Here is a 26,901-nt window from a genome sequence, read left to right on the forward strand (position 1 = left end):
TTTATTTTTGCTCAAATGATAACAGGAAAAAGCCTTTGAATAACTCTTGGGCTTTTTCTTTTTCCTTCCCAGAGATTGGATTGTTGTCCAGTAGTAATCCCGCTAAGGGATATTTTTCAGTGCTATAAACCTCAGGAATCATGCTTATTTGATTGTTATTCATATGTACCATAAACAATCCAGGGATTTCGGTAAAAACCGGAGGCAACTCTTCGAACTTATTGTATCCTCCATGAATCACCCATACCTTTCTCATGTCTTTCATGGCCGCAGGTAGCTGATATAATTCATTATGATCAATATATAAGAAACGTACTTGATCAAGTTCCCCTATAGTTTCTGGGAGTTCTTTTATTTCATTATGATCTAACCATAGCGAATATAGTTTTGGAAGTTTTGCTAAGAATTCAAAATTTTGAGTTCCTTCCAAATGGTTGTATGATAAATTCAGATCTTTAATCGATTTAAGGTCTACTATGTTATCTGGTAGCGTTTTGATATTATTTTGTTTCAGATTGAGAAAATCTAATGGAAGTGTAGACAATACATTAAAGGACTGCTTCCAATCAAGATCTGGATTGTTTACCAATGATAGTTGAGATAGATTAGTGAGCTTTCCTAAGGATTCGGGTAATCGATCAATATCCATATTGTCCATAATTAGAATGCTTAGTTCTTTATTCTCAGTGATTGTTTTGAATACTTCTTCAAGATCCAGATTTGGATTATTACTGATGTTCAACATTCTTAGGTTTGATAATTTCTGGACTTCTTTGGGTAATGCACTTAAGTTTTGACCACTTAAATCAAGTCTATAGATCTTTTTTAGCTTACTGTTTTCAGTAATGGAATAGTGCGTTTTCTTATAGAAGCTTTTGTAGGTATTACAACCACTTAGTAAGAATAATATCCCAAGAACTAAAAGATATGTATGCCTAACTTTAATCATTCGTTACATTTTTGTATAAAGCGTTTCCTGAAACTTCTATATAAATTTTGTCTTTGGTATCCACTGCCCATGGGAAACGAGGATTCAAACCTATACCATCGTGTAAGGTGTTTTGAATAAAAGCACCTGCTTTTTGACTGTTGATCCCTAGTTTGGAGTGTACACTATAATATTCATCCTGATACGTTCCATATGCGTATAGATTGCCATAAAATAAATCTTTGAAAGGAGGTAAGGTATACCAAACATTTTTACGTCCATCATCGGAGTTCACAGGATTTCTTGGTGATCTGCTATAATCGGGACGAGCAGTAAATATATCTATACCCAAACCGACCTGATAAATGGTATTTGGATTTTCAATTTTGGTAAATCCAACGTTTAAACTACCGGTTACTCCATAATCTGTTCCTGCACCATTAAACCATCCGATTTTAAAATCATTCATAAATGCAAAATGAATATTATGATTAGCATTACTGAAGCGCATTAGTAGTGCACCTCTCTTTAACCCATAGGATTTTAATTCTTTGGGTAAATGATCTTTACTGAAACCAAAACCTAATCCGTTAAAACCTCCTTTTCCTGCGGGATTGAAGATGATCGCAGTATTTGTGTTAGAAACCGCTGATCCTAATAAATTAGTGTTTTTACCAATACCTCCCAAACTGAAAAACTCATAAGAATAGGCCAATCCAGAAGTTTTTTTGGTGTGTCTTTTTATGAATTGATAGGTTGTAAAAGAGACACCGCTTTCTATAGAAAGATCACCATAATTCATAGTCCCAAATCCAAATACACCAAGTTTTAACCATTGATTCTGGTTTCCGAGTGTAATCTCTGCCTGCAGTAGGATTCCGCCATCAATATTTAGATTTTGAGCGTACAGCGATTGATTTAAGAGAATAAAAAAGAGTGCTATAAACCTTAAACAAATCACTTTCATAAATTATCTTCTGGGATGGAAATTATTCATTACTTCGCTTAAATGACTACGATCAACATGCATGTATATTTCTGTAGTCGTAATACTTTCGTGACCTAACATTAACTGTATGGCTCTTAAATCTGCTCCATTTTCTAATAAATGAGTGGCAAAAGAATGCCTAAAGGTGTGAGGGCTCACTTTTTTATGAATACCAGCTTTTTCTACCAAACGCTTAATAATTGTAAAAATCATGGCTCTGGTTAGTTGTTTTCCTCTTCGATTTAGAAATAATGTATCTTCATGGCCTTTCTGAATATTGATATGATTGCGTATTTCCTTGTGATAAATATTGATGAATTTTTGAGTGGTCTCACCAATAGGTACAAATCGTTGTTTATCTCCTTTTCCTATTACACTTATATATCCTTCGTCAAAAAAGAGGTGAGATAACTTCAATTCGATGAGTTCGGTAACCCGAAGTCCACAACCATATAAAGTTTCTATAATGGCTCTATTGCGTTCTCCTTCGGGTGTACTTAAATCAATTTGTGAAATGATCAAATCGATCTCCTCCACAGATAGGGTGTCGGGTAGTTTTCTTCCTGTTTTAGGAGACTCGATCAACTCCATTGGGTTGGATTCCCGATAATCTTCAAACACTAAATAATTAAAAAAACTTTTTAACCCAGAGATGATTCTTGCTTGAGATCTTGCATTCACCAATTTTGCGGTTTCAAAAACAAACTGTTGTAAGATGTTTTTATCTATGGATAGTGGAGAGGTTTCTATTTTAGAATTTTCAAGAAAGGATAATAAGCGTCTGATATCCAGTGTGTAATTGATTATTGAGTTTTCTGAAAGTCCTCTTTCTATTCGAAGATAGTGTTGATAATCCTTTAAGGCGTGTTCCCATTTCATTAGGATAAAAATAATAAAGAAAAGCATCTTTACACAAACTGAAAGGGATTAAAATCCGAGTTGTTTAGTTAACAAATTTGAAGTGAATTGTCTGAGTAAAAATAAAAATGGCAAGGTCTTTGTTTTATCAGGTTCTGTAAATTTTAAATAAACAAACATTAATTATGAAAAAAATTTTAGCATTTATCGCAATTGCATTTATCGGGGTTAGTATGAACGCACAAGAAGAGTCAATTCGTTTTGGAGCCAAAGCGGGTGTAAACTTCAATAATGTAAAAGGAGATAATGAAGGAACAGATAATCGTACCGGTTTCCATATTGGTGGGCTTGTTGAAATCCCAATCTCTGAAAAATTCGCGTTTCAACCAGAATTATTGTATTCTTCTCAGGGAACCCAGGTAGATGAGGATGATTTTGAATCTAAAACAAAATTAGATTACTTAAACATTCCTTTAATGGCTAAGTTTTATGCAGCAAAAGGATTTAGTATCCAGGCTGGTCCACAGATCGGGTTCTTGTTATCTGCAAATTCTGAAGGTACAGATTTGGGACAACCATTTGATAATGATATCAAAGATGAATTAAAATCGGTAGATTTTGGTCTTAACTTTGGAGCTGGATATCAATTGGATATGGGAGTGTTTTTTGAAGGTCGTTACAACTTAGGATTATCCAATATTTTTGATGAATCTGTATTTGATGTTCAAAATTCAGTATTCCAGGTTTCTGTAGGGTATAAATTCTAATCCTTAGAAAAAGATTAGTATAAAGGGCGTTATGTGATTCATAACGCCTTTTTCTTTAATACCTTTAACATATGTTCCTTGAAGTTCATTTTGAGAAACATATCTCCTCGATAATGAAACAATGATACTATTTGTAGTACTATTTTGCAAGTAGATTTGCTTTCTAAACTAAATCAATAAATAATAATGAAAAAAGTTTTTTTAGCAATCTGGTTATTTGGTATTTCATGTCATCTTATGGCTCAAGAAGAAAAAATTCGTTTTGGAGGTAAAGCAGGGGTTAATTTGTCAGAGATTCGAGGCTCTACTGATTATAGAACAAGTTTTCACGTAGGAGTGTTGACCGAAATTCCAGTACTAAATAAGATATCAGTTCAACCAGAATTGGTATATTCTTCTCAAGGAGGAGAAACTGTAACCTCTGATTTTGAAGCAATCTTTAAGCTTAATTATCTTAATGTTCCGGTCATGCTTAAACTTTATCTTGGCAAAAGTTTTAATTTTCAAGCAGGGCCGCAAGTAGGGTTTTTACTGTCTGCCAGAAGAGAATCTGTGGATAGTTTTGGGGGTATTACAGAAACATTGGATGAGGATATTAAATCATTCTTATCAGATGTTGATTTTGGATTAAGTTTTGGATTAGCGTATCAATGGAAAATAGGTGTCTTTATAGATACAAGATACAATCTTGGTGTTACTGATATTTCAAAAGTAGAATTTAATAATTCTGATATCGAAAACGGAACTTTTCAGTTTTCTCTGGGATATATGTTCTTATAATACGTAAGAAAATAAAGATTAAAAAGCTTCTTAAACACAGCAACGAGAAGCTTTTTTCTTTTATAGATGTATATAGTTCTAAAAATAAAACTACATTTGAGTACGTTTTATAGAATAAAAAAATGAAGAAAACATTCTTTTTGCCCCTAATTGTACTGTTTGCTACTTTTTCATCCTATGCACAGGATGAGGAACCTTTGTATACCAGAGCAGGTTTTAAAGCCGGACTTAACTATGCCAATATCGGTGGAGATATTGAGGATACCGATGCTAGAATCCGAATGCACCTTGGAGCTGTAGTCGAGTTTCCGATTACACAGCAAATTTATATACAAGCAGAAATACTATACTCTGCACAAGGATATACCATTGAAGAAAATGGTGAAGAAAACAAGATCAGCTTGAATTACCTAACCCTTCCTTTAATTTCAAAGTTTTATTTCGGAAATCATTTTAGCTTAGAAACAGGTCCTCGTTTTGCTACTTTAGCTAATGCTACAGAATCTGATGATGATACTCCAGAAGAGTTTTTTGATTCTTTTAATAATTTTGATTTTGGGTGGATTGCAGGTGTAGGATATAAATTCGAAAGCGGATTGTTTCTTCAAGCTCATTATAATCTAGGACTTAGCGATGTGATTGATACCAATGTGCTGGATGTATCCACCAATACTTCTTTAGTCCAGCTATCTGTAGGCTATTTATTTAAGACTAAAAACAATAGAAGACAAGAACCAGCAGTACAAGAATGAAATTGTTAATACTCAACGGACCAAATTTAAATTTACTAGGGAAAAGAGAGCCTGGTATTTACGGAGACCAAACTTTTGAAGGCTTCTTTAAGCAATTGCAAGAACAGTTCCCTTCGATTGACTTGTCATATTACCAATCCAATATTGAAGGAGAATTGATCGATAAAATTCAGGAGGCCGACGATACTGTTGATGGTGTAATTCTTAATGCCGGCGCCTATACACATACTTCTATTGGGATTGGAGATGCGATTAAGGCCATTGCTACTCCCGTAGTAGAAGTACATATATCCAATACTTTTGGGAGAGAAGCGTTTAGGCATCAATCTTATATTTCGCCAAATGCGAAAGGAGTCATTTTAGGCTTTGGGTTACAGAGTTATGAATTAGCCATACAAAGCTTTTTAAAATAACATATGTATAAGACGTATTTTAATTGGAGCAGTGGGAAGGATTCTTCCCTCGCACTATACCATGTGCTTCAAAACAAAGAATTTGACATCTCACAATTGATCACTACGGTAAATAGAGATTATAACAGAGTTTCTATGCATGGTTTGCGTGTAGAATTATTGGATCGACAAGTGGAAAGTATAGGGATTCCTTTACATAAAATTGAATTTCCTGCTCGAGTGTCTATGCAAATCTACACCGACACCATGAGAAGAGAGGTAGAACAGCTGAAAAAGCAAGGATATTCTCATTGTGTTTTTGGAGATATTTTCTTGGAAGATCTAAGGAAATATCGTGAAGAACAATTAAATGAAGTAGGAATACAGGCTTCTTTTCCATTATGGAAGCAAGATACCAAAGAACTACTTCGAGAATTCATTGACCTAGGCTTTAAGGCGATCACCGTTTGTGTAAATGCAAAATATCTGGATGAACATTTTTGTGGTAGAGTATTGGATCACAGTTTTATTGAAGAATTACCTTCAGAAGTAGATCCTTGTGGAGAGAATGGAGAGTTTCATACTTTTGTGTATGATGGTCCCATATTTAAATCACCGATAGATTTTGAAATAGGAGAGAAGGTACTGCGTGGCTATGAGCCCGCATCTGATCAAGATGACGATGACTGTTTTAAAGATGATGCAGATAAGAATTGGGATACCTCTTTTTGGTATTGTGATTTGATTCCTAAATAATAGTTTTAAAAAATAAAAAAACCTCAAAGTAAAGACTTTGAGGTTTTTTTTATGATAATTTGAAAATCTATTACAAATGAATCACCTCGTCGTAAGCATCAGCAACGGCTTCCATTACTGCTTCACTCATGGTTGGGTGAGGGTGAATTGCTTTTAACACTTCGTGTCCTGTAGTTTCTAATTTTCTACCTAAAACCGCTTCAGCGATCATATCGGTTACTCCAGCACCAATCATGTGGCATCCTAACCATTCTCCATATTTGGCGTCGAAAATTACTTTCACAAATCCATCCTTAGTACCTGCAGCACTTGCTTTTCCAGATGCAGAAAATGGGAATTTTCCGATCTTCAATTCATAACCAGCTTCTTTGGCTTGCTTTTCTGTCATTCCAACACTTGCGATTTCAGGAGTAGCATAGGTACAACCAGGAACGTTTCCGTAATCGATAGGCTCTACGTGCATTCCAGAAATTTTCTCAACACAAGTAATTGCTTCTGCGGTAGCAACGTGTGCTAGGGCAGGACCAGGAACCACATCTCCAATAGCATATACACCAGGGATATTAGTTTGGTACCAGTCGTTTACTACAATCTTATCTCTATCAGTAGCAATACCCAATTCTTCTAAACCTATGTTTTCGATATTACTTTTAATTCCTACAGCTGATAATACGATATCTGCTTCCAGAACTTCTTCTCCTTTTTTAGTCTTTACAGTAGCTTTTACGCCATCTCCACTGGTATCTACGCTTTCTACAGAAGAATTAGTCATTACCTTGATTCCAGATTTTTTAAAGCTTCTTTCGAACTGCTTTGATACTTCTTCGTCTTCAAGAGGAACAAGATTAGGTAGGAACTCTACAATAGTTACTTCGGTTCCCATTGCGTTGTAAAAATGTGCAAACTCAACACCAATAGCTCCAGATCCAACTACAATCATTTTCTTTGGTTGTTCTGGTAAAGACATCGCATCTCTATAACCAATCACCTTTTTACCATCTTGTGGTAAGTTTGGAAGTTCTCTTGATCTTGCACCTGTAGCAATAATTAGGTGTTTTCCTTGATAATCTGTTGCTTTACCATCTGCATCTGTAACCGTGATGGTGTTGCTTGATTTTAGTTTACCAAAACCTTCAATTACATCAATTTTGTTTTTCTTCATTAGGAATTGAACTCCTTTGCTCATTCCTTCAGCAACTCCTCGGCTACGTTTTACAACCGCTCCAAAATCCTTGTCAAAATTCTCTACAGTAAGCCCATAATCTGATGCATGTTTTAAGTAATCAAAAACCTGTGCACTTTTTAATAAAGCTTTGGTAGGAATACATCCCCAATTTAGGCATACACCACCTAAACTTTCTTTTTCTATAATTGCGGTTTTAAACCCAAGTTGTGAAGCTCTAATCGCGGCAGGATAACCTCCAGGACCACTACCTAAAACAATGATATCATATGTGCTCATAAATGTCGATTTTTTTGAAGTCACGAATTTAAGGATAATTCGGCGATTCTAAAAAGGAATTAGATTTTCCTTAAAACAAGGTTTTCATGTATTTAAGCATAAAAAAAACACTATCCCAAGGATAGTGTTAATTTTTTGTACGATTTATCGTGTGTTCTGTGATATATTAGTTTTATATCAAATCTTTAGAACTCTAGTTTTAAAGCTGTTTTTACCGCTTCTAGGTTGTTTAAATCTACAGGAGGATTCTCTGCAAATGCAGAAGGTACAACTACAATTCTAAATACCTGATTGTCGGTAATGTCTGCTGCTAATGCTCCCAGGTCGTCGCTTTCTAAGAATATTTCTATACTAGCGATACTTTGCTCTGCATCGAATATGAAATTAAATTGAAACTGAGCAAAACCACTCGGTGAGAAGAAGAATGTTCTTGGTAGTGGCTCCCACACATCTACTTGTGCAGTAGATCTTGTAGGATCTAATATATATACAAGTGCCACATCAGCGTCGAATACATCTACATTGTCGGGTACAACTGCCTCTACGGTGAAGTTATTAGCAGGATTAAAACTTCTGGTAATTTCAAAAGTACTTCCAATAGTATCAAAATCTGTATCATCATCACTGGTACAAGAAGTAATTAATAAGGTAGAGAAACAAAGTAATGCAATAATCTTTTTCATAAATTCTAAGTGTTTATTTGTTGTAAATTATTTTTTGTCAAAATCGATACTAACCGAATTTACACAGTACCGTTGTCCGGTTGCTGTTGGCCCATCATCAAAGACATGACCCAGATGGCTTCCACAATTTGTGCATACTATTTCGGTTCTTATCATCCCATGCGAAGTATCTCTTATATATTCGATACTTCCTTCTATCGACTCATCAAAACTTGGCCATCCGCACCCAGAGTCGAATTTAGTGTTGCTATGAAATAGGGGAGCACTACAAGCCATACAAGTGTACGTTCCTTTTTCGAAATGCATGTTGTACTTACCGGTAAATGGTCTTTCTGTTCCTTTTTGACGCAATACAACATATTCATCATCAGAAAGTTGTTCTTTCCACTCTTGCTCGGTTTTCTCTACAGGGTATTTTTTCATTATTTGGTTTTTTCTGGTACAAATACTAAGGCATCTCCATTGATGCAATGCCTCCATCCAGTGGTTTCTCGAGGACCATCATTAAACGCATGTCCCAAATGACCACCACAGGTTCCACATTTTAATTCTACCCTTGCATATCCTATTTTATAGTCAACGTCTTTTTCAATATTTCCTTTTACTGCTCTGTCAAAACTTGGCCAACCTGTACCGCTGTCAAATTTATACTTGCTTTCATACAAAGGCGTATCACAAGCGGCGCAGTGAAAGGTCCCATCGTCATATACTTTGTTCAATATACTAGAATAGGGTCGCTCTGTTCCTGCTTGTCTCAAAATATAGTACTGTTCTGGTGTTAAAATCTCTTTCCACTCCTCATTGGTTTTAGAAACAGCATATACTTTCTTTTCCTTTTTGACATTTTTTTGAGCGTTACCTGCGCAACCTACTACTAAAGCTACAAAACATAATACAAATAATCGTTTCATATTTTTTAATTAAAATTAAATAAAGTTTTAGTAATAGTCGTACAAATTCGTTTTCAATAACGTATCAACAACTATTCCAAAATAAATTTTACGATTTGGGAAATGACTTTCTGGTCTCCAAGAATTTTGCGATGCCCCAATTGCTCGGTTAACAATAGCTCTCCATTTTCTAAGGCATCGGTAATCTCATGAGCCGAACTATAATGTACATCCACATCGTTTTTGTCATGAACCACAAGCGTTGGAATTTTGATGCCTTTTGCCGAAACAGCTCCAGAATAATTATTAAGATCCTCCCCATATCGATGATCAAAATAAGATTTAAGCAGTTTAGCTACTTTTTCTGTTAACTGTAGATTTTTAGCAAAGTTTTTGGTGATTGCCGTTATACTATTGGCAGTACCTACAATAACTAGTTTTTGAATGTTGAGTCCATGTTTTGTGCTTCGCAATAAAGACATACCACCCAGAGAGTGACCAATTGCGGCTTCAAAAGGACCATATTGCTCTTCGAGGTAATGGATCGCTTCAATAAAATGTGGTAAAAGGGTTCTTTTTCCTGGAGATTTTCCATGAGCGGGAGCATCAAAACTCACTGTGCTATATCCCTTAGCTAATAATTGATCTGCAATTTTTGATAATTGTGTTCCACTACCAGACCATCCGTGTACCAAAAGTATCTTTTTGGGAGCGTCTCCATAATGATACACCATAATGTCTCGATTGATGGAGTTTACTCGAACTAACTCTTTTTTGCTTTGCTCATACATGCTTTTTTCTCGTTCTGGCATTTCGTAACCGAACGGAGTGAGAAAAATGCGAGCTGCAAATCGGGAGGCTAGAAAAGGAGAAATCCAATTCAGTATTTTGCCAGTATATAGAATGGGTTTTGGTATGAGTAACGCCTGAACAGGAATTAGATCTTTTTCCACGTGCTATTTAGATATTGTTTGGGCAATAAAATTAAAACATGAGATACTTCTAAATGAAAGAATTATCAATAATTAACATTTCATAGCAGTAATCGTGAAGAAATATATTTTAAGATTTGTTTCGTATAACCTGATAAAGTGCTTAATTTTGTAGCTTATTTTTAACCAAAGCTGCATGGGATTTTCCCCCACCGAAACAAAAAATACAGGAAAAAAGGTCTTATACGATTATCAAAAAAGAGATATCGATAAAATCTTTAGTCGTTTAGAAGAATTTCCTGAGAAATATAATCTTTTGTACCAACTACCAACAGGAGGAGGGAAGACGGTTATTTTTTCTGAAATCGTAAGACGATACATTGAAAGTACCAAGAAAAAGGTGGTGGTACTCACGCATCGTATAGAGCTATGTGGTCAGACCTCTAAAATGCTCAGCGAGTTTAGGGTAAAAAATAAGATCATTAATAGTTCTGTAAAGCAGTTATATGATCAGGATGAGTATATGTGTTTTGTGGCCATGGTCGAAACACTGAACAATCGCTTAAACGATGATCAATTAGAGCTGAATGATATCGGAATGGTGATCATTGATGAGGCGCATTATAATTCCTTCAGAAAGCTATTTAGATTCTTCAAAAATTGCTTTATTCTTGGGGTAACGGCGACGCCTTTAAGCTCCAATATGAAGCTACCGATGAAAGATAATTATAACGAACTTATCGTTGGGGATACCATTAATTCTTTGATTGGAAATGGATTTTTGGCTAAGCCAGTTACGTATACCTATGACGTAGGTTTGGGATCCTTAAAAATAGGGATGAACGGAGATTACACCGTAAAATCCTCTGAAGAATTGTATACCAATATGCTGATGCAGGATAAACTGCTTAGAGCATACGAGGAGCGCTGTAAAGGTAAAAAGACCTTGGTTTTTAACAACGGGATCAATACTTCGATTTATGTGTATGATACCTTTAAAAGAGCAGGTTACCCCGTACGTCATCTGGATAACACGCATAGCAAGCAAGAACGGGAAGATATCTTGAAATGGTTTAAAGAAACTAATGACGCTATTCTAACATCCGTAAGTATTCTGACTACCGGCTTTGATGAACCTACCGTAGAAACTGTTATACTAAATAGAGCAACAAAATCACTCACGCTATATTTTCAAATGATTGGTAGGGGATCTCGAATACTCCCTACAAAACCTGAGTTCTCGATCATTGATTTAGGAAATAATACAGCGAGGTTTGGATTATGGAATTCTGATGTGGACTGGCAATCAATCTTTAGATCTCCTGATTTTTACTACGATAATCTAATTGGCGATGAAGAAATTGAAAGAAATTTCAAATATGTCATGCCCGATGATATCCGAAAAGAATTTGCAAATACCACAGATTTTGACTTTGATATAGAAGAAGAATATTCCAAAACAAAAAAATACAATCTACGTAGCTTGACGGTTTTAGAAAAATCGATCGAACAACATGCTCGTATGTGTGTAGAGAATAGCGAGGATGTTTTTGATGCAAGAATCCTCAGTAAATTGTTGGCTTCAGATATTGAATATAGGGTACGAAGATATTCTTATTGTATTAGTAAAAGTACCAAGAACTACAGGGATTGGTTAGAAGATGATTATAAGCGGAAACTAAGATCCAAGATCAATCAACTATTTATGGATGATTAAGTTGTAGACTTCACCATAAGTTTTCCTTTATTTTTTCCATGAAATAACATATTCAAAGCATTGGGTAGGTTTTCAAAACCCTCTAGTATGGTTTCTTGATATTTCAAGCGTCCATCTTTAACCCAAGGTGTCATCTCTTTTAGCATTTCATCCATTCTGTCAGTATAATCTCGAGCTAATACACCTTGAATAGTCGCGCGTTTGTATAATATGTGGTGCAAAAATCGTGGTCCCATTTCAGGAGTATCTAATCCTCCCGAATACTGAGATATTTGTCCGCAAATAATGATTCTTGCTTTGTGGTTAATTAATTCAAAGATGGCATCTGTAATAAAACCACCTACATTGTCATAATAGATATCAATGCCTTCTGGACATACCTCTTTAATTGCTTCTTTGATTTTCTGATGAGATGGATGTTTTTTGTAATTGATCACTTGATCCACATCGAGTACGTTTTTTAAATACGCTAATTTTTCATCTGATCCAGCAATACCAATCACTTTGCATCCTTTGATTTTTGCAATTTGAATAACAATTTGCCCCACAGCTCCCGAGGCACCAGATACTACTACCGTTTCTCCTTTCTTTGGTATTCCGGCTTCGATCAATCCAAAGTATGCAATGCGTGCTGGCATTCCTAATATTCCTAGAGCAGTGGTTACTGGAACTTCGTTGGGGTCCAGTTTCCTTAGTTCACTTGTTTTAGCAATAGCATATTCCTGCCAACCGGTATAGGATAATACCCAATCTCCAGCTTTTATATTGGATTTGGAATCATTACACGCAAGGACTTGACCTACCACAGCACCTCCTTGTACGGTGTCTAAAGGGTGTGGTGCCTCCCAGGTATTATGCTGAGATTGCTGAATTCTCATATAGGGATCTACACTCCAATATTTTGATTGCAACAGAGCTTCACCTTCTTTAATGGTTGAAGTATCTATAGTTGATTCTTTTAATGTATAGTGCTCGTTAGTAACTATAGATTGCGGACGTTTGGTATAGATCCATTGATGGTTTTTTAGTAAGGCCATAGGTGCTTGTATCTAGTTGTTTAGTGCTAATTCTACAGCACGCTCAGCATGGATTTTTGTGGTATCAAATACAGATATGTCGACATCATCTGGTTTGATCAATAAAGGAAGCTCTGTACATCCTAGAATTACACCTTGCGCACCTTGGTTTTCTAAGGTCTTGATGATCTTTTTTAAGGTTTCTCTGGATTCATCAAGAATATTACCTAGTACTAGTTCTTTGTATATGATGTTATGAACAATTTCTCTATTCGTTTCGTTAGGAATGATTACGTCCAGACCAAAATCCTGTTGCAAAGTATTTTTATAAAAATCTTTTTCCATAGTGAACTTAGTCCCAAGCAGCGCTATTTTTTGTAATCCTGAAGCTTTTATTTTCTCACCAGTTGTCGTAGCAATATGTAAAAATGGAATGGAAACATTGCTGATAATCTCAGGACTAGTTAAATGCATGGTGTTGGTACAAAGTATGATAAAATCAGCTCCAGCGTTTTCTAATTGTTTTGCAGCGTCAACCATTAATTGATTAAGAGTTTCCCAGTCTCCTTGACGTTGCAATTGTTCGATCTCTGCAAAATCAACGGTTAGTAATATACTCTTGGAAGAGTGTAAACCGCCAAGCATATTTTTTGTGTATGTATTCATAAGTTGGTAGTACATAGCTGATGACTCCCAGCTCATTCCTCCAATTAAGCCTATTGTTTTCATGTGTGTTATTTTGAATTCACTTCAATTTCTCCTGTTAAATACGGTACAGCGTATCCGGTAAGGAATACACGGTCGTTTTCTAATCTACATTGTAATTCTCCTTTTCTGTCGGATAATTGAGTTGCTTTTAACTCAGTTTTGTTTAATATGTTTGCCCAATAAGGAACAAGCATAGTGTGTGCCGAACCGGTTACTGGATCCTCCAAAGGGATCTCTGGATTAGCATCAAATACTCTGGAAACAAAATCTGCTTGTTCTCCCTTTGCAGTAATAATGGTACACAAATAGGGGAGTCCCTTCAGTTTGAAAAGGTCAGGAGTTGCATTTTGTATTTCGGCTTCAGAAGAAACGGTGATCATTAAATCTCTACCTGCAAAAGCTTTCAAGGGTGTTATATCAAATGCGTCATACACTTCTTTCGGGATATCAATTTCTTGTGGTGGGTTAGCTGGGAAATCTAAAGTTATACTTCCGTTTTCTTCTTTTTTTGCTTTCAGAATACCACTTTTTGATGAAAAAGTAACTTCATCGAGATGCGTGTCGATATGATTAAAGATAACATATGCCGCTGCCAGAGTTGCATGACCACAAAGGTCAATTTCTTCGTATGGCATAAACCAGCGTATTTCAAAATGATCTTCTTTTTTTACAAAATACCCGGTCTCCGCCAAATTGTTTTCTTTGGCAACGTTTAATAGTGTTTCATCATCTAACCATTCTGGTAAATGACAAATTGCAGCTGGATTACCACCAAATAATGTTTTGGTAAAAGCGTCGATTTGATAGATAGGAATTTTCATTACTCGTAAATTTTTAAGATTTGACCTGTGCTATTTGTTTCTATGGTTTGTTTGTATACTTCGATGACTTTCTGTATGTCTACAGGGTAGTAGCCTGCAAATTTTTGGTTTTCTGGAAAATCTCCAGCAATTGCACCGGGAGCTACAACATTAAGTCTAATATTATTTTTTAACTCGTTGGATGCAGCTTGTACAAAGCTATGAATAGCCCCGTTTACTAATGACAATGCGGTAGCTTTGGGTTCATAGTGCTCTGCAAGGATTCCTGTGGTTAGCGTAATAGCTCCATTGTTGTTTAAATAATCCTGAGCTATACGGACCAAATTAACTTGCCCCATTAATTTACTTTTTATTCCGATATAATAATCCTCTTCTGTAAGGTCCGAAAAAGATTTCCAGGTTGCGGTTCCTGCTGCATTAATGACGATATCTAATTTAGGAAGTTTTTCAAATAGGGTTTTAATGGATTGGCTATCGGTTATATCAACTTGGAGGGAAGTGCTCTTGCGATGAGCTGCATATACTTCTTTGTATTGTTTTTTTAGCGAATGATAAATTTCTTTTCCTATGGTGCCCGTGGCACCGATCACTAATATTTTCATAATTATATATTTAATTTTATAAATATGTTGTTTCAAATTTTTTATAACTCTCGTAGAGAATTCAAATACTCAGCTATCATCTTCTCATTTCTTTTGAAGTAGGTCCATTTTCCATGCCTCGTGGTTATCAACAAACCAGCTTTATGCATACCTGATAAATAATGAGAGATAGTAGGCTGAGATAAACCAGACTTATCCTGAATGTACTGTCCACAAACACCATCATCAAAATGTCCTAATTCCTGATGTGGAGGAAAATTAGCTTCAGGATCTTTTAGCCATCTCAAAATATCCAATCGAGTAGGGTTAGATAGTGCCTTGTTGATATTCAATATTTTGTCATTATCCATGAATCAAATATACATATTTAATTTTATAAATATGTTAAACCTATTTTTTTTTAGTTTTTGATGTAACGAAATCGGGATTGTTTCGTCTAGTAAGTAAAGGCTATTAAAGTTAGTATATACCTAAACCCTAGATAGTTTTAACGATACATCTGCAGAGCGCCTATCCTGATATTTCTTGGGATAGGTGCTTTCTCTTTATAGGATAAGAAACTTAATTTTATTGTATGATAGCTACCAAAATATTCTTATTCTTGTCAATGTATGAATATTACACCACAATTAGATACCAAAAGGATAGCGATCAAACTTAAACCTGCTGTAGAGAAAAAGGTGAGGCAAGAACATCCATGGGTTTTTGAAGATAGTATTGTAAAGCAGAATGTAGCTGGAGATCCTGGTGATCTGGCGATTATTTATGATCACAAAAAAAATAACTTTTTGGCATGTGGTTTATACGATCCTTATTCTCCTATTCGTATAAAATTGATTCAGTTTAAAAAATCTGCTCGGATCGATGGCGCTTGGTTTTCAGACAAAATAAGAGCTGCCTTTGATATGCGTAAACCATTATTGGCTACCGATACCAATAGTTATCGATTACTTTTTGGTGAAAATGATGGGTTACCGGGGTTTATTGCAGATGTTTATGATCAGGTTTTGGTTATCAAATTATATTCCCATATTTGGTTTCCTTATCTCAATTGGATCATTCCAGAGTTAATTAAAGTCTCTGGAGCTCAAACAGCAGTAATGCGATTCAATCGATTGATTCAATCCAAAGGAGAAACTTATGACTTACATGATGGTCAGGTTATCTATGGGGATCTAGAAGACGAGGTGGTCGTATTTAGAGAACATGGGGTGCTTTTTTCTGCTAACGTGATCAAAGGGCACAAAACAGGATATTTTTTGGACCATCGACATAATAGAAAACGAGTAGGGGAGCTTTCAAAGGGAAAAACTGTGCTAGATGTTTTTTCGTACGCTGGTGGTTTTTCGGTTCATGCTTTGAGTCAAGGCGCCAAAAGTGTTACTAGTTTGGATATCAGTAAACACGCTTTGGACATGGCTAAAGCAAATGCATCTTTAAATACTCATACCGGGACGCACAATATAGTGGTAGCGGATGCATTTGAAGGGTTGCAAGATTTTATTAATCAGGGACAGCAATTTGATATTGTAGTAATCGATCCTCCTTCTTTTGCCAAGAGAGAAAGCGAAATCAAAAGAGCAGAGAAAAGTTATGCAAAACTGGCTGCTTTGGGAGCCAAATTGGTGGCCCGTAATGGAATTTTGGTATTAGCCTCTTGTTCTTCAAGAGTAAAGGCTGTAGATTTTTTCAGGATTTCAGAAGAACAAATTACTGCCTCGGGTAAACCATTTAAAGTACTGGAGAAAACATTTCATGACGTGGATCATCCAATTACTTTTCCAGAAGGAGCTTATCTTAAATGTGGTTACTACCAAATACAATAAAAAAACACCTGATACGCTAAACATATACAGGTGTTTGTCATAAAGTTTAGTGATATTTTAATGTCTGCCAAAGACGTGTACTTTTGCTCTTTTTCTCGATAAATTTTTGGTGTCGTAAAAAAATGTAATATCTCTTATCACTCTTTTTCCTCCTTCTAAATCGATAAGTCGCGTTGCGCTTTTTCTTGAAAAATTATATCGTAGCGGAATGATGTCTTTTTTACCGTTACCGTATTGAACGACCATTTTATGCATGTTTAAAGAACCTCCTGTTACTTTTACTTTTAGTTTGGTAAATCCTCCCTCTCTTGCGGTTACCTTGATCACATCTTTATCCAATCTATAATTTACCGTTCTTGATCCCAGGTGTTCCCAACGTACTATTTTTGTTGTAAAACTACTACCAACAAATAGGATTACCAGTAGCGTAGCTATAACCGAACTTTTTGTAATTGCATTTTTCATAGTCTAATTATTTGATTCAACATGTATTTGACTATGATGTGGTAAAAAGGTTTAATTTCGATTTGTTTTTTTACGAATTGGGTATAAAAAAGGATAGCTATTGGTTAGCTATCCTTTTATATGTCAATAGTTAGTGTGTGTCTAGTTAGCAGATAATAATGCAAAGAACTTATCCATATTCGGTAAAAGAACGATTCTGGTACGTCGGTTGATGGCCATATTTTCCTCAGTATCATTTTCTACGATAGGCTTGTAACTACTTCTTCCTGAAGCAATTAATTTTGATGGATCTACATCATAGCTGGTCTGTAATTTTCTTACAATAGAAGTTGCTCTTTTAACACTCAAATCCCAGTTATCCTGAAGTACTGCAGTGCTAATGGTTCTAGGATCGGTATGTCCTTCAACCATAACCTCTAAGCTAGGTTCAGAATTAATAACGTCTGCAAGTTTTTGTAAAATTCCGTCTGCCTTGTTACTCACTCTGAAACTTCCGCTATTAAATAACATTTTGTCAGAGATAGAAATCATTACTACCGTATTGTCGATATCGATAGAAATATCTTCATCTTCTTTTAAATTATCATCAAGCGAATTTTTAAGATTGTATGAAACTGCCAAGTTCATAGAATCTTTTAAGGAAGTAGCTCCCTGAAGTTTTTGAGCATCCACTTTGCTTAAAGTTTGCTTCATTTTTTCTTTGGTAACATTAGATATCATTGCAATATCATCTACCATCACCATTTTTTCATCGTTAGACTCTCTTAACGAGTTGATTTTGGAATTGTAATCTGCTACTCTGGCTTCGATTTTTGCAAACTTTTCCTCCAATTCCTCTTTTTCCACGACAGTCTTTTGCAAAGAGCTACGGGTGTCTTGTAACTCTTGTTCTAAAGCCACATACTTTTTCTTTGATACGCAGGAGGTTAATAATAAAGCTCCTGAGAAAACGATTAATGTGAATGATTTTTTCATGGTTATTTAATTAATATTTTATGCTTTTTTAACTGGTTCAACTCATATTTATTGCTCCTACGATTACTAATTTTTTCACATCAATTTCTTAAAAAGTGTTAATAAATACCCTTTAAAATGTAGTCCCGTAATTCTTTTATGGTTGCAGAGTATTTTTGGATTTATTTAAAATTTTGATTTTCAAAAGAGTAATAAGAATGACGAAAAAATGAAAGAATTTAATTCTATTTTAAATTATCCTTATATTGCAACGTTGTATTATTTTTACGGTCATTTGTTGTAAAAGATACCTCATAGCCCAGATTTACCTATAAACTAGAAAAAAGAAGTAACATTAATGTTTATAATTAATAATAGGCGAGTATCTTATTATATTCTAACCGTGTCCATAACTCTGTTATCCTTACAGGGTCTATACAGTCAGCAAGAAATTCATAGTATAAAGTACAAACCGCTAGCCAGTAACGGTAAGATCATCTATTTACCGATAGTTCCAGAACATAAAATGATCACTGCAGATAGCATCTCAAATGATATTGAAGATGACGTTGCATATAATGTATATGAAGATCATTGGGACAATGTTCGTTTTAATCCTTATGGTAATGAACTTTTGGACTTCCCATTAGAACTTCATTTTAAGGATGAAAATTTTGCCGCCCCGGTAAATCGTAAAATGGTAGTAACCTCTCGATATGGCTGGCGTAGGGGAAGGCCTCATAGAGGTATTGATATTGACTTAGTGGTCGGGGATAGTGTAAATACCATCCTTGATGGTAAGATACGTTATATAGGATATCATGGGGGACATGGAAAAACTGTGGTAGTAAGACACAACAATGGATTAGAAACAGTATATGCGCATTTATCTAAATATTTGGTAGAAGAGAATCAGGAAGTTAAAAAAGGTGAGGCCATTGGTATTGGCGGTATCACAGGAAATTCTAGAGGAAGTCATTTGCATTTGGAAGTCAAATATCGAGGAAAAGCCATACACCCAGAATATGTCTTTGATTTTTCTCCAGACACCAAGGTACGAGCCGAGACCGTTTTTATAACACGTAAATGGGCAGTAGCTCGATATCATAGATCCACAAGAAAGAGTAATATCGACTTAATTACTTCATTAGAAGGTTTGGACAAATTTAAAGAAGACCAAAAGAAAGTGTATACCGTCAAAAAAGGAGATACACTCTACGCCATAGCCAATAGGCACGGCTTACCACTTTCAGAAATTTGTAAAATGAATGCTATAAGGCGTAATTCTGTTCTTAAAATTGGACAGCAAATTATTTTGGTAAACAGCGAGGTGCAATAAGTTGTATGTTATGAAGGGCTGGTATCCTTCAAGTGTTTGTCTATAATTTCTAACAACTGTCCTTTACTGTAAGGTTTCAGAATATAATCATTCAATCCAGCATGTAAGATCTGTCGATTCAACTGGGTAACATCAACGGCAGTAAGCGCAATGATTGGTGTTTTGGGATCGAATTCTCTAATTCGTTTTGTAGTGCCAATTCCATTAAGCTTCGGCATGTTAATATCCATTAAGATTACATCATAGGTATTATTTTTTGCCAGTTCGATGGCATCAAAACCATTATCGATAGTGGTGCAATTAAAGTTCTCTTTGGAAAGCATTTTGTCTGCAACCAGGAGATTCAGTTTATTATCATCTACCACCAAAGCTCTTACTTGTTCTGGTATAGTTGACGTTTCTTCGTCTTTAGAGGCCATACTTGAAGTAGCAGGCTGTTCAGCGGTCTTTTCAGTCTGATGTATAGGTAGGTTTACTACAAAAGCATATTCTGAACCAGTCTTCGCGTTATTTTCTTTAATCACTTCACCGTTCAGTAAATTGGCCAACTTATTTACAATTCTAGAGTTTAATCCAGTGCCCAGATAAGAGGTTTTGGCCTGATCGATGTTCATAAACTCCTTATAAATAGATTTTTGATCTTCTTTTGAAATTTCAAACCCGTTATGATGAACTTTAAACGATATGGTATAGGTGTTTTCCTGATTTTTAATTAGATCTACCGAAAAGTGAACACTACCATTTTCTGTAAAGCGAAGCGCATTACTTAAAAGATTCATAAGTATTTGAGTTAACACGGTAGGGTCGCCAACTACCTGATTCTGAATCTCAGGATCAAAATGATATTCTAACTTATTATCACTATTCTCTGTAGCATAACTAAACGAATGAATCAAGTTTTGCGTGATTTCCTTTACATCAAAAATGGTATTCTGAAGTTCAATTTCTTCTGCATCCATATAATTGATATGCAGTACGTTATTAATCAGCATTAGTAAATAGTTACTACTAAATTTTAAAGACTTTATTTTTTTATTGTCCTTTAGTTTGGGATTTTCCTCTTCTATAAGATGGGTAAGCCCCATGATACCATATAATGGGACTCTTAACTCCTGACTTAGCAATGAAATGTAACTTTGTTGCGCCTCATACTGCTTTTGCGTTTGTTCTTGCAACTGCAGTAATTCTTTGTTTTTATTCCCAAGAGTTCTCTTTACTTTAATACATTGCACCAGTAAATAGGCGATGATAACAAGCAGAATTCCACCGATTACGTAGTAAGTCATTGTTATTTGTTTAGTATAACTAAAATAAGCTATATAAGGTTTATCTTACAAATTTGAAATGGGTTTTTTATAAAATGGCAAGAAAATTGTAGGTTTTGCAACGAATTAACAGACTTAAGGTTTATAATAAGTATATTTACTTTAAAAGATTTTAATGCATTATGGATATGAAAATGAAATTCTTTTTTCTTTTGCTTCTAGGAATAGGCATTCATGTAAATGCCCAGATAGAGAAGACTTCAGGTTTACGTATTGATCAAGGAGATTTAAATACTGACAAATATCGATTGTCTACTGCCAAACCTAATGCAAATCCCAATAATAGATTCACGCTCTCCAAAAAGCCAGAAGACGGTTCTGATATCAGGCAAAAAAAACAAACCTTTAGCATGAATACCAATAATAATCTGCTAGCACCTCAGGCAGAGGATACTCCCAAATGGTTTGGAAAAGATAAAGATATCAAGGACGAGTATAAAAGTGATCAATATTTGGGAGACTTCAGAAACAATGGAAAATTTGTAAGTCTCGTATATAGAGATCATGAGCAAGTAGATGGTGACATTGTTCGAATTTTTGTAAATGACGATGTTATCGCTCCTCGAGTATTTTTAACGGCCAATTTTCAGGGGATTAAAATTAATTTAATCAAAGGGTTTAATAAAATTGACATACAAGCTTTAAATCAGGGAGAATCAGGACCTAATACAGCTCAGTTTCAGTTGTATGATGAATTGGGTAATTTAATTACTGGTAATGAATGGAATCTTACTACTGGTGTAAAAGCTTCATTGATTGTAGTGAAAGATCAATAAGATATAAAATCAATAATATCAAAAGAAAAGAGCATAGTATTATGCTCTTTTTTTATGCCTCTTTTTCAACTTTTCATTATTTTTTTGATGGTATTTGTGATTTTATAGAAGGATGCTGTACTAATGGTATAAATACGAGCTCAAAATGCAAAAAGAGAGTGAATTTACTCAGGTTGTTAAAAAACATGAAGGAGTAATCTATAAGATTACTTCCATATATACCGATACTCATGAGGACAAGAAAGATTTATATCAGGAAATTGTGTATCAATTATGGAAAGCATATGATAGCTACAGAGGAGAAGCCAAAATTAGTACCTGGATGTATCGCGTAGCCTTAAATACAGCAATTACCAGATTCAAAAAAGAAAAAACGTGGTATTCAAATACCAATGGATTCCCTGGTCAAACGTAAAACAGAACCTTATGATGAAGTATTTGAAGAACGATTACAACTAGTATACTCACACATAAAAAGACTTAATGAACTAGAAAAAGGATTAATGCTTTTGTTGTTAGAAGGTAAAAAATATGAGGAGATAGCATTAATTACCGGATTGTCGCCAACCAATGTAGGGACTAGGATTTCCCGAATCAAACAAAAACTGAAAACACAGATCATAAAATAAAGAAGTATGGAACTAGAAGAAATGCAGGCTGTTTGGTCTGAACTTAGCGACCAGTTGGAAACGCAAAAAAAGTTAACCAATAAAATGATCATTATGATGACTAAAGAAAAATATAGAAGTAAAATCAACAAGATTGCTATTCCGGAAATTTTGGGAACAGTAATTTGTTATGGAACTATTGTGTTGATATTAGCCAATTTCAGTAGACTGGATAATTGGTACAACATGTTATCTGGATTGATATCTATAGCGATTCTTTTAATCTTGCCCGTTTTATCTTTACGATCTATTCATAGAATGAAGCGTATAGATATCGCAAAAAATAGTTATCAACAAACTCTTTTGTCTTATACAAAAGCGAAGAAAAGATTTCAAACTGTGGCTAAATGGGGATATTATTTGAGTTTTGTTCTAATGTTTGCCATTCTTCCCGTAAGTGCTAAAGTTTTGAATAACAAAGATCTGATAGCCGATTCCAAATCTGTATGGCCATTCGTAGTAGCAATTCCATTAGCAATCGCTTTTGTAATCTTCTTTGCAAAGTGGGTAATGAGATCTTACAACAGCAGTATTAATGCGGCAGAAAACTTGATCAAAGAAATAAGTGAAGTTGATTAATAGTTGTTACACTCTATCTTTTTTGCGTATCTTGTTTCTAGAAAACAAAGTCACGCTGCATGAATAAAGAAAATGCGATTAAAGAATACAATCTTGAAGTTGGAAAAGTGACTTTTTATGACAATTACTTAATCATTGAGGTGGCAGAAGGAGTCTCTTTTGATTATCAAAAAGCCAAAGAACTCTCTAGGCTAACTAATCTACATTTTGAGGGTCGTCCTTTTGGATATATATCGCACAGAATCAATTCATATTCTATAGAAGCTACAGATTACACCAAAATAAAAGAAGTGTTCCCTAATCTAGAAGCATTTGCTGTTGTGGTTTTTAATCGAGTTCAGGAATCCAGTGTTCGAATAGAAAATATGTTCTTCGAAGATGGAATCATGACATTTGATGACCTTGTTACCGCAGAAGCCTGGATTAGAGAACAACTCTCTTAAAAATGGAATCTGTTTTTACTGCTCGTTTTTGGTGTCCAGATAATTACCAAGATCGGTGATGGCATTATCCCAGAACTGTTCATAAAAATGTAACCATTGATTGATTTCTTTCAGCGGATTAGCATTTGCATAACAAAACCGTTCTCTTCCTTGGGTATCGATATGTACCAACCCTGCTGTTTCTAGAGTTTTAAGATGTTTTGTAACTCCTTGTCTGCTCATATCAAACTGGCTAGAAATTTGTGTAATCGGTAATGCGGTAGCAGCAACTACCAACGCATGAAAAATTTCTCGTCGAGTAGGGTCTGAAACCGCTTTCAATATCTTAGTGATCTTATCCTGCATGTACTTCTTGAATTAGATATTTTTCTAGTTCGTTAACACAGTTCGTCCAACCACCGTCAAAACTACTAAACATCTTTACTGCGGTATCTCCTGGATAATTAGATATTCCGGAGTGTTTGAGGTATAATTTGGTTCCGCTATCAGTAGTTTCTAATTGCCATTTTACAAGGGTTTCTACTTCGGTGTCTTGCACTACCCAAGTGTATACCAAGGTATAAGGATCAGCCTCTTTCACGACACCAGAGATTTGAGTACAGTCTTCTCCAGAAGAGTAGAAGGTGTATTGGTATCCTTCCTCAGCTTTAAAATCTGCTTTAATGAACCAAGTGGATATTTCCTCGGCCTTGGTAATAGCATTCCATACCTTGTCTATGGTATGGGTAAAAGTGTGTTCTTTGATGATGAAATCTTTCATTGTAATTTGATTTTAATTAAAAATGCAACTATATAGTTGCAAATATAAATCAATTTTATTGAAATGCAACTTTCTGGTTGCTTTTTTGCTTAAAACACATGATTTTAGAACTATAATGTTGATTAAAGTTTTGTCAAATCCGGAAAAATAGAATATTTTGTGCCTATGAAAGAGATTATAAATTACTTTGAAACTATTCCCTCATCGCACCGAAGCCTGATATTGGTAGGAGGGATCGCCTTTTTTTGGTTGATAGAATATGCAGCACCATTGTTTAAATTTAATTATAAAAAGTTTAAACATGCCTGGCCTAATATTTTCTTTACGCTAACCACCATTTTGGTCAATTTTTTCTTGGCTTTTATTTTATTAAAGACCAGTGATTGGACTGTAGAAAATCAATTTGGCATATTGCAATGGTTAGAATTACCCTTGTGGGCAACTATTTTGCTGGGTGTAGCCTTATTAGATTTGATAGGAGCGTGGTTGGCACATTATGTACAACACATGATCAAACCACTTTGGATGTTTCATTTGATACACCATACCGATAATCATGTAGATACTACCACCGCAAATAGACATCATCCGGGTGAAAGTCTGATCCGTTTTATATTTACCACTTTAGGAGTATTTATCGTTGGTGCACCGGTAGGGATTATTATGTTGTATCAATCCATATCGGTAGTGTTGTCTCAGTTTAATCATGCCAATATATCCTTACCCAAAAAATTAGATGATGTAATAAGTTGGATTATTGTATCACCAGATATGCATAAGGTACATCATCATTACGTACTGCCGTATACAGATACTAATTATGGGAACATTTTCTCAATTTGGGATAGAGTATTCGGTACTTTTGCTAAAATTCGGAATGAAGACTTGGTATACGGTGTAGATACGTATCCTGATGTAGATTCTAATGCCAAAATCGGAAAGTTATTGAAACTTCCTTTTGAAGGATACAGAGCACCAGTAGGGGCAAAGTTTGAATCAGACAAAACAGAGTAATATTGAATGTATTAACTGTCGAGCATAAAAAAAGCTGAATGTTTTTATAGCATTCAGCTTTTTTAATAACTAACTAACTAAACTCAACTTACTTTTATACATATAATTTGATTCGTTTTTGCATCACATATTCGTATGCATACTCATTCGATGTCTGATCTAAAATAGTCTTGGGATTTCTAACCGCAATACTTATTTTCTTTCTTATATTTCTTAATGTCTTCATGGCAGATTTTTTTGATTGTTGTTGTTGAAATAATTACCTATACCTTCTTTTAGCATTCCAGATGTATCCTTTTGTTGCTGGTAATTTCTTGCTGATTTGATTGTTATCTAAAGTTCTCATGATGTATATATTTTGATTGATTGATAAATAATTGTTTTTTGATGATGATTATCTGTATCTTCTTTTCGTATTCCAGATATATCCTTTTGTTGCTGGTAATTTCTTACTAATTTGATTGTTGTCTAAAGTTCTCATGATGTATATATTTTGATTGATTGATGAATGATTGTTTTTTTGATGATGATTATCTGTATCTTCTTTTCGTATTCCAGATATATCCTTTTGTTGCTGGTAATTTCTTGCTGATTTGATTGCTGTCTAAAGTTCTCATGTTATGATGGTTTTTTGATTGATAAATATTTTTGATGATGATTATCTGTATCTTCTTTTCGTATTCCAGATGTATCCTCTTGTTCCTGATAATTTCTTACTAATTTGATTGTTGTCTAAAGTTCTCATGTTGTACTGTTTTATGATTGTTGTTTACCTATAAGACAACGAAACTTTGATTTTGTTACAGTACTATGCATAAAAAGGTACTATTTTAACATTAATTAACAATTTTTGGGTGAAATTCCCCGAAAATAGGGGAGTAAGAGGCTTTTAAAAGTTTGTAGTAAGTGTTGTCCTTTGTATATATTCGAACATAGTTAGCATGATAAACACAAACTTTTCATAAAGTATATACAAGCAAAACGATTAAATGTTACATTTTAGAATGCAAAACTTTTGTTATAAAATAAGTATATGAAAAATTGGAGATATGGAATACTGCTTTTGTTCTTTATGACTTTAGGAAATTTCTGTTTTGCTCAATATAAAGAGTCTGATTGGGCAAAAAGAGATACTTGGATGAAGGTAAATGAATTGATGAAGTTGGCTCAAATAGATCAAGGAAGTGCTGTAGCAGATATTGGATGTCATGAAGGATATTTATCCATTCGTCTTGCAAACGAAGTCGGAAATTTGGGTAAAGTATATGCAGTAGATGTTCGACAGAACCGATTGGAACGATTAGATGAACATCTTAAAGACAGAAAATTGACAAACGTTCAAACGGTTTTGGGTGATTATGACAACCCAAAATTGCCATTGGGACAACTAGATAGCGTAATCATTATGGATACCTATCATGAAATGGAATCTTATATGACCATCCTCAAACATGTAAAAAAAGCACTGAAACCAGGAGGACATATTCTTATTCTTGAGAAATTGAAGAAACATATGCGCGATAAGTCTAGAGACGAACAAACAGATGCGCATACCTTATCATCACAATATGTAAAAGCTGAACTAGAAGAAGCTGGCTTCGCGATTTCAGAAGAAATAGCCAATTTTGGGAACTGGAAAAATGAAAAGGATAAACAGATGTGGATTCTTGTCGCTACATTACCAGAATAGTTAGATGGTG

At 34.8% G+C, this 26,901-nt stretch carries 34 protein-coding genes; 15 read left to right on the plus strand and 19 right to left on the minus strand.

The features are described from left to right. Position 1: 1 nt before the first annotated feature. From AC0L3Q_RS12245 to xerD, 3 genes are read right to left on the minus strand one after another with little or no spacing between them, the layout of a single operon-like run. Positions 2-949 carry a leucine-rich repeat domain-containing protein gene (locus tag AC0L3Q_RS12245; RefSeq protein ID WP_473286843.1) on the minus strand — a complete coding sequence of 316 codons (948 nt, stop codon included), beginning with the start codon at positions 947-949 and terminating at the stop codon, positions 2-4. Next, positions 942-1,895, minus strand: coding sequence for a hypothetical protein (locus AC0L3Q_RS12250; RefSeq protein WP_473286845.1), 954 nt, complete (start codon positions 1,893-1,895; stop codon positions 942-944). The genes AC0L3Q_RS12245 and AC0L3Q_RS12250 overlap by 8 nt, the downstream gene beginning before the upstream one ends. A 3-nt stretch (positions 1,896-1,898) precedes the next feature. Next, entirely contained in the window at positions 1,899-2,795 is an 897-nt protein-coding gene (gene xerD / locus AC0L3Q_RS12255) for a site-specific tyrosine recombinase XerD (RefSeq protein WP_473286847.1), read from the minus strand. A gap of 164 nt (positions 2,796-2,959) precedes the next feature. Here xerD and AC0L3Q_RS12260 point away from each other — a divergent pair, with 164 nt between their 5' ends. The 5 genes from AC0L3Q_RS12260 to AC0L3Q_RS12280 all read left to right on the plus strand — a co-directional run bounded on the left by AC0L3Q_RS12260 (position 2,960) and on the right by AC0L3Q_RS12280 (position 6,221). Then, positions 2,960-3,541 carry a porin family protein gene (locus AC0L3Q_RS12260; protein WP_473286849.1) on the plus strand — a complete coding sequence of 194 codons (582 nt, stop codon included), beginning with the start codon at positions 2,960-2,962 and terminating at the stop codon, positions 3,539-3,541. A 186-nt stretch (positions 3,542-3,727) separates the two neighbouring features. Further along, positions 3,728-4,321, plus strand: a complete 594-nt coding sequence (locus AC0L3Q_RS12265) for a porin family protein (RefSeq protein ID WP_473286850.1) — start codon at positions 3,728-3,730, stop codon at positions 4,319-4,321. Positions 4,322-4,443: 122 nt separating this feature from the next. Beyond that, the gene (locus tag AC0L3Q_RS12270) at positions 4,444-5,073 is read left to right on the plus strand and encodes a porin family protein (RefSeq protein WP_473286851.1); all 630 of its coding nucleotides are present in this window, start codon (positions 4,444-4,446) and stop codon (positions 5,071-5,073) included. Beyond that, a complete protein-coding gene (gene aroQ / locus AC0L3Q_RS12275) occupies positions 5,070-5,486 on the plus strand; it encodes a type II 3-dehydroquinate dehydratase (RefSeq protein ID WP_473286853.1) in 417 nt (138 codons plus the stop codon). Before AC0L3Q_RS12270 ends, aroQ begins: the two co-directional genes overlap by 4 nt. A 3-nt stretch (positions 5,487-5,489) precedes the next feature. Then, a complete protein-coding gene (locus AC0L3Q_RS12280) occupies positions 5,490-6,221 on the plus strand; it encodes a Dph6-related ATP pyrophosphatase (protein WP_473286855.1) in 732 nt (243 codons plus the stop codon). A gap of 70 nt (positions 6,222-6,291) precedes the next feature. On the opposite strand, the gene lpdA is transcribed toward AC0L3Q_RS12280, so the two are convergent. The 5 genes from lpdA to AC0L3Q_RS12305 all read right to left on the minus strand — a co-directional run bounded on the left by lpdA (position 6,292) and on the right by AC0L3Q_RS12305 (position 10,209). After that, a complete protein-coding gene (lpdA, locus tag AC0L3Q_RS12285) occupies positions 6,292-7,683 on the minus strand; it encodes a dihydrolipoyl dehydrogenase (protein ID WP_073313440.1) in 1,392 nt (463 codons plus the stop codon). A gap of 185 nt (positions 7,684-7,868) precedes the next feature. Beyond that, complete coding sequence (locus AC0L3Q_RS12290; protein ID WP_473286856.1) at positions 7,869-8,366, minus strand: hypothetical protein; 498 nt, start codon at positions 8,364-8,366, stop codon at positions 7,869-7,871. Positions 8,367-8,393: 27 nt separating this feature from the next. After that, on the minus strand, positions 8,394-8,789 hold the full coding sequence (msrB, locus tag AC0L3Q_RS12295) for a peptide-methionine (R)-S-oxide reductase MsrB (RefSeq protein ID WP_473286858.1): 396 nt from the start codon (positions 8,787-8,789) through the stop codon (positions 8,394-8,396). Then, on the minus strand, positions 8,789-9,277 hold the full coding sequence (gene msrB / locus AC0L3Q_RS12300) for a peptide-methionine (R)-S-oxide reductase MsrB (protein ID WP_473286859.1): 489 nt from the start codon (positions 9,275-9,277) through the stop codon (positions 8,789-8,791). Before msrB (AC0L3Q_RS12300) ends, msrB (AC0L3Q_RS12295) begins: the two co-directional genes overlap by 1 nt. A gap of 71 nt (positions 9,278-9,348) precedes the next feature. Next, positions 9,349-10,209 carry an alpha/beta fold hydrolase gene (locus AC0L3Q_RS12305; RefSeq protein ID WP_473286861.1) on the minus strand — a complete coding sequence of 287 codons (861 nt, stop codon included), beginning with the start codon at positions 10,207-10,209 and terminating at the stop codon, positions 9,349-9,351. A 175-nt stretch (positions 10,210-10,384) separates the two neighbouring features. Here AC0L3Q_RS12305 and AC0L3Q_RS12310 point away from each other — a divergent pair, with 175 nt between their 5' ends. Then, positions 10,385-11,905 carry a DEAD/DEAH box helicase gene (locus AC0L3Q_RS12310; protein WP_473286862.1) on the plus strand — a complete coding sequence of 507 codons (1,521 nt, stop codon included), beginning with the start codon at positions 10,385-10,387 and terminating at the stop codon, positions 11,903-11,905. Here the strand turns inward: AC0L3Q_RS12310 and AC0L3Q_RS12315 are convergent. From AC0L3Q_RS12315 to AC0L3Q_RS12335, 5 genes are read right to left on the minus strand one after another with little or no spacing between them, the layout of a single operon-like run. Continuing rightward, a complete protein-coding gene (locus AC0L3Q_RS12315; RefSeq protein ID WP_473286864.1) occupies positions 11,902-12,942 on the minus strand; it encodes an NADP-dependent oxidoreductase in 1,041 nt (346 codons plus the stop codon). The two genes, AC0L3Q_RS12310 and AC0L3Q_RS12315, sit on opposite strands and share 4 nt — an antisense overlap. Positions 12,943-12,954: 12 nt before the next feature. Further along, a complete protein-coding gene (locus tag AC0L3Q_RS12320) occupies positions 12,955-13,650 on the minus strand; it encodes an aspartate/glutamate racemase family protein (protein ID WP_473286865.1) in 696 nt (231 codons plus the stop codon). Positions 13,651-13,655: 5 nt separating this feature from the next. Further along, complete coding sequence (locus AC0L3Q_RS12325) at positions 13,656-14,450, minus strand: PhzF family phenazine biosynthesis protein (RefSeq protein ID WP_473286867.1); 795 nt, start codon at positions 14,448-14,450, stop codon at positions 13,656-13,658. Beyond that, positions 14,450-15,052, minus strand: coding sequence for a short chain dehydrogenase (locus AC0L3Q_RS12330; RefSeq protein ID WP_473286868.1), 603 nt, complete (start codon positions 15,050-15,052; stop codon positions 14,450-14,452). The genes AC0L3Q_RS12325 and AC0L3Q_RS12330 overlap by 1 nt, the downstream gene beginning before the upstream one ends. Positions 15,053-15,093: 41 nt before the next feature. Continuing rightward, complete coding sequence (locus AC0L3Q_RS12335) at positions 15,094-15,402, minus strand: ArsR/SmtB family transcription factor (protein WP_473286869.1); 309 nt, start codon at positions 15,400-15,402, stop codon at positions 15,094-15,096. A 261-nt stretch (positions 15,403-15,663) separates the two neighbouring features. On the opposite strand from AC0L3Q_RS12335, the gene AC0L3Q_RS12340 reads away from it, so the two are divergent. Beyond that, on the plus strand, positions 15,664-16,878 hold the full coding sequence (locus AC0L3Q_RS12340; RefSeq protein WP_473286871.1) for a class I SAM-dependent rRNA methyltransferase: 1,215 nt from the start codon (positions 15,664-15,666) through the stop codon (positions 16,876-16,878). A gap of 57 nt (positions 16,879-16,935) precedes the next feature. On the opposite strand, the gene AC0L3Q_RS12345 is transcribed toward AC0L3Q_RS12340, so the two are convergent. Both AC0L3Q_RS12345 and AC0L3Q_RS12350 read right to left on the minus strand, forming a co-directional pair. Beyond that, entirely contained in the window at positions 16,936-17,343 is a 408-nt protein-coding gene (locus tag AC0L3Q_RS12345) for a DUF2541 family protein (protein ID WP_473286872.1), read from the minus strand. 141 nt (positions 17,344-17,484) lie between these two features. Next, complete coding sequence (locus tag AC0L3Q_RS12350) at positions 17,485-18,318, minus strand: OmpA/MotB family protein (RefSeq protein ID WP_073313473.1); 834 nt, start codon at positions 18,316-18,318, stop codon at positions 17,485-17,487. Positions 18,319-18,655: 337 nt separating this feature from the next. Here AC0L3Q_RS12350 and AC0L3Q_RS12355 point away from each other — a divergent pair, with 337 nt between their 5' ends. Further along, the gene (locus AC0L3Q_RS12355) at positions 18,656-19,636 is read left to right on the plus strand and encodes a peptidoglycan DD-metalloendopeptidase family protein (protein WP_473286873.1); all 981 of its coding nucleotides are present in this window, start codon (positions 18,656-18,658) and stop codon (positions 19,634-19,636) included. Between the two features lie 8 nt (positions 19,637-19,644). Here AC0L3Q_RS12355 and AC0L3Q_RS12360 read toward each other — a convergent pair whose 3' ends face one another. Continuing rightward, positions 19,645-20,922, minus strand: coding sequence for a response regulator (locus AC0L3Q_RS12360; RefSeq protein ID WP_473286875.1), 1,278 nt, complete (start codon positions 20,920-20,922; stop codon positions 19,645-19,647). Positions 20,923-21,095: 173 nt separating this feature from the next. On the opposite strand from AC0L3Q_RS12360, the gene AC0L3Q_RS12365 reads away from it, so the two are divergent. The 5 genes from AC0L3Q_RS12365 to AC0L3Q_RS12385 all read left to right on the plus strand — a co-directional run bounded on the left by AC0L3Q_RS12365 (position 21,096) and on the right by AC0L3Q_RS12385 (position 23,427). Further along, entirely contained in the window at positions 21,096-21,737 is a 642-nt protein-coding gene (locus AC0L3Q_RS12365) for a hypothetical protein (RefSeq protein ID WP_473286877.1), read from the plus strand. A 145-nt stretch (positions 21,738-21,882) separates the two neighbouring features. Continuing rightward, positions 21,883-22,152, plus strand: coding sequence for an RNA polymerase sigma factor (locus AC0L3Q_RS12370; RefSeq protein ID WP_473286878.1), 270 nt, complete (start codon positions 21,883-21,885; stop codon positions 22,150-22,152). Continuing rightward, complete coding sequence (locus AC0L3Q_RS12375; RefSeq protein WP_473286880.1) at positions 22,130-22,366, plus strand: sigma factor-like helix-turn-helix DNA-binding protein; 237 nt, start codon at positions 22,130-22,132, stop codon at positions 22,364-22,366. The genes AC0L3Q_RS12370 and AC0L3Q_RS12375 overlap by 23 nt, the downstream gene beginning before the upstream one ends. 6 nt (positions 22,367-22,372) lie before the next feature. Further along, positions 22,373-22,984 (plus strand): hypothetical protein, encoded by a 612-nt coding sequence (locus AC0L3Q_RS12380; protein ID WP_473286882.1) that lies wholly within the window; start codon positions 22,373-22,375, stop codon positions 22,982-22,984. 59 nt (positions 22,985-23,043) lie between these two features. Continuing rightward, complete coding sequence (locus tag AC0L3Q_RS12385) at positions 23,044-23,427, plus strand: hypothetical protein (RefSeq protein WP_473286883.1); 384 nt, start codon at positions 23,044-23,046, stop codon at positions 23,425-23,427. A gap of 15 nt (positions 23,428-23,442) precedes the next feature. Here the strand turns inward: AC0L3Q_RS12385 and AC0L3Q_RS12390 are convergent, their stop codons facing one another. Beyond that, entirely contained in the window at positions 23,443-23,772 is a 330-nt protein-coding gene (locus tag AC0L3Q_RS12390) for an ArsR/SmtB family transcription factor (RefSeq protein WP_073313506.1), read from the minus strand. Next, positions 23,762-24,187 carry an SRPBCC family protein gene (locus tag AC0L3Q_RS12395; RefSeq protein WP_473279648.1) on the minus strand — a complete coding sequence of 142 codons (426 nt, stop codon included), beginning with the start codon at positions 24,185-24,187 and terminating at the stop codon, positions 23,762-23,764. The genes AC0L3Q_RS12390 and AC0L3Q_RS12395 overlap by 11 nt, the downstream gene beginning before the upstream one ends. A gap of 165 nt (positions 24,188-24,352) precedes the next feature. On the opposite strand from AC0L3Q_RS12395, the gene AC0L3Q_RS12400 reads away from it, so the two are divergent. Continuing rightward, complete coding sequence (locus AC0L3Q_RS12400; protein ID WP_473279650.1) at positions 24,353-25,201, plus strand: sterol desaturase family protein; 849 nt, start codon at positions 24,353-24,355, stop codon at positions 25,199-25,201. 94 nt (positions 25,202-25,295) lie between these two features. Here the strand turns inward: AC0L3Q_RS12400 and AC0L3Q_RS12405 are convergent, their stop codons facing one another. Next, entirely contained in the window at positions 25,296-25,427 is a 132-nt protein-coding gene (locus AC0L3Q_RS12405) for a hypothetical protein (RefSeq protein ID WP_280174012.1), read from the minus strand. Between the two features lie 807 nt (positions 25,428-26,234). Between AC0L3Q_RS12405 and AC0L3Q_RS12410 the strand changes: the two genes are divergently transcribed. Then, positions 26,235-26,891 carry a class I SAM-dependent methyltransferase gene (locus AC0L3Q_RS12410; RefSeq protein WP_473279652.1) on the plus strand — a complete coding sequence of 219 codons (657 nt, stop codon included), beginning with the start codon at positions 26,235-26,237 and terminating at the stop codon, positions 26,889-26,891. The last annotated feature ends 10 nt before the right edge of the window (positions 26,892-26,901 follow it).

The organism is Aquimarina sp. KJ22-3, from assembly GCF_055808215.1.

Bases quoted from the DNA above. Each gene is read 5' to 3' on its own strand.
- msrB (WP_473286859.1), bottom strand. From the start codon at position 9,277: ATGAAACGATTATTTGTATTATGTTTTGTAGCTTTAGTAGTAGGTTGC.
- AC0L3Q_RS12315 (WP_473286864.1), bottom strand. From the start codon at position 12,942: ATGGCCTTACTAAAAAACCATCAATGGATCTATACCAAACGTCCGCAA.
- AC0L3Q_RS12335 (WP_473286869.1), bottom strand. From the start codon at position 15,402: ATGGATAATGACAAAATATTGAATATCAACAAGGCACTATCTAACCCT.
- AC0L3Q_RS12410 (WP_473279652.1), top strand. From the start codon at position 26,235: ATGAAAAATTGGAGATATGGAATACTGCTTTTGTTCTTTATGACTTTA.
- AC0L3Q_RS12330 (WP_473286868.1), bottom strand. From the start codon at position 15,052: ATGAAAATATTAGTGATCGGTGCCACGGGCACCATAGGAAAAGAAATT.
- aroQ (WP_473286853.1), top strand. From the start codon at position 5,070: ATGAAATTGTTAATACTCAACGGACCAAATTTAAATTTACTAGGGAAA.
- AC0L3Q_RS12290 (WP_473286856.1), bottom strand. From the start codon at position 8,366: ATGAAAAAGATTATTGCATTACTTTGTTTCTCTACCTTATTAATTACT.
- AC0L3Q_RS12390 (WP_073313506.1), bottom strand. From the start codon at position 23,772: ATGCAGGATAAGATCACTAAGATATTGAAAGCGGTTTCAGACCCTACT.
- AC0L3Q_RS12260 (WP_473286849.1), top strand. From the start codon at position 2,960: ATGAAAAAAATTTTAGCATTTATCGCAATTGCATTTATCGGGGTTAGT.
- AC0L3Q_RS12405 (WP_280174012.1), bottom strand. From the start codon at position 25,427: ATGAAGACATTAAGAAATATAAGAAAGAAAATAAGTATTGCGGTTAGA.
- AC0L3Q_RS12375 (WP_473286880.1), top strand. From the start codon at position 22,130: ATGGATTCCCTGGTCAAACGTAAAACAGAACCTTATGATGAAGTATTT.
- AC0L3Q_RS12245 (WP_473286843.1), bottom strand. From the start codon at position 949: ATGATTAAAGTTAGGCATACATATCTTTTAGTTCTTGGGATATTATTC.
- AC0L3Q_RS12280 (WP_473286855.1), top strand. From the start codon at position 5,490: ATGTATAAGACGTATTTTAATTGGAGCAGTGGGAAGGATTCTTCCCTC.
- AC0L3Q_RS12250 (WP_473286845.1), bottom strand. From the start codon at position 1,895: ATGAAAGTGATTTGTTTAAGGTTTATAGCACTCTTTTTTATTCTCTTA.
- AC0L3Q_RS12325 (WP_473286867.1), bottom strand. From the start codon at position 14,450: ATGAAAATTCCTATCTATCAAATCGACGCTTTTACCAAAACATTATTT.
- AC0L3Q_RS12395 (WP_473279648.1), bottom strand. From the start codon at position 24,187: ATGAAAGATTTCATCATCAAAGAACACACTTTTACCCATACCATAGAC.
- AC0L3Q_RS12265 (WP_473286850.1), top strand. From the start codon at position 3,728: ATGAAAAAAGTTTTTTTAGCAATCTGGTTATTTGGTATTTCATGTCAT.
- AC0L3Q_RS12320 (WP_473286865.1), bottom strand. From the start codon at position 13,650: ATGAAAACAATAGGCTTAATTGGAGGAATGAGCTGGGAGTCATCAGCT.
- AC0L3Q_RS12400 (WP_473279650.1), top strand. From the start codon at position 24,353: ATGAAAGAGATTATAAATTACTTTGAAACTATTCCCTCATCGCACCGA.
- AC0L3Q_RS12370 (WP_473286878.1), top strand. From the start codon at position 21,883: ATGCAAAAAGAGAGTGAATTTACTCAGGTTGTTAAAAAACATGAAGGA.
- AC0L3Q_RS12355 (WP_473286873.1), top strand. From the start codon at position 18,656: ATGTTTATAATTAATAATAGGCGAGTATCTTATTATATTCTAACCGTG.
- xerD (WP_473286847.1), bottom strand. From the start codon at position 2,795: ATGAAATGGGAACACGCCTTAAAGGATTATCAACACTATCTTCGAATA.
- lpdA (WP_073313440.1), bottom strand. From the start codon at position 7,683: ATGAGCACATATGATATCATTGTTTTAGGTAGTGGTCCTGGAGGTTAT.
- AC0L3Q_RS12340 (WP_473286871.1), top strand. From the start codon at position 15,664: ATGAATATTACACCACAATTAGATACCAAAAGGATAGCGATCAAACTT.
- AC0L3Q_RS12350 (WP_073313473.1), bottom strand. From the start codon at position 18,318: ATGAAAAAATCATTCACATTAATCGTTTTCTCAGGAGCTTTATTATTA.
- AC0L3Q_RS12310 (WP_473286862.1), top strand. From the start codon at position 10,385: ATGGGATTTTCCCCCACCGAAACAAAAAATACAGGAAAAAAGGTCTTA.
- AC0L3Q_RS12270 (WP_473286851.1), top strand. From the start codon at position 4,444: ATGAAGAAAACATTCTTTTTGCCCCTAATTGTACTGTTTGCTACTTTT.
- AC0L3Q_RS12365 (WP_473286877.1), top strand. From the start codon at position 21,096: ATGAAATTCTTTTTTCTTTTGCTTCTAGGAATAGGCATTCATGTAAAT.
- AC0L3Q_RS12345 (WP_473286872.1), bottom strand. From the start codon at position 17,343: ATGAAAAATGCAATTACAAAAAGTTCGGTTATAGCTACGCTACTGGTA.
- AC0L3Q_RS12385 (WP_473286883.1), top strand. From the start codon at position 23,044: ATGAATAAAGAAAATGCGATTAAAGAATACAATCTTGAAGTTGGAAAA.
- AC0L3Q_RS12380 (WP_473286882.1), top strand. From the start codon at position 22,373: ATGGAACTAGAAGAAATGCAGGCTGTTTGGTCTGAACTTAGCGACCAG.
- AC0L3Q_RS12360 (WP_473286875.1), bottom strand. From the start codon at position 20,922: ATGACTTACTACGTAATCGGTGGAATTCTGCTTGTTATCATCGCCTAT.
- msrB (WP_473286858.1), bottom strand. From the start codon at position 8,789: ATGAAAAAATACCCTGTAGAGAAAACCGAGCAAGAGTGGAAAGAACAA.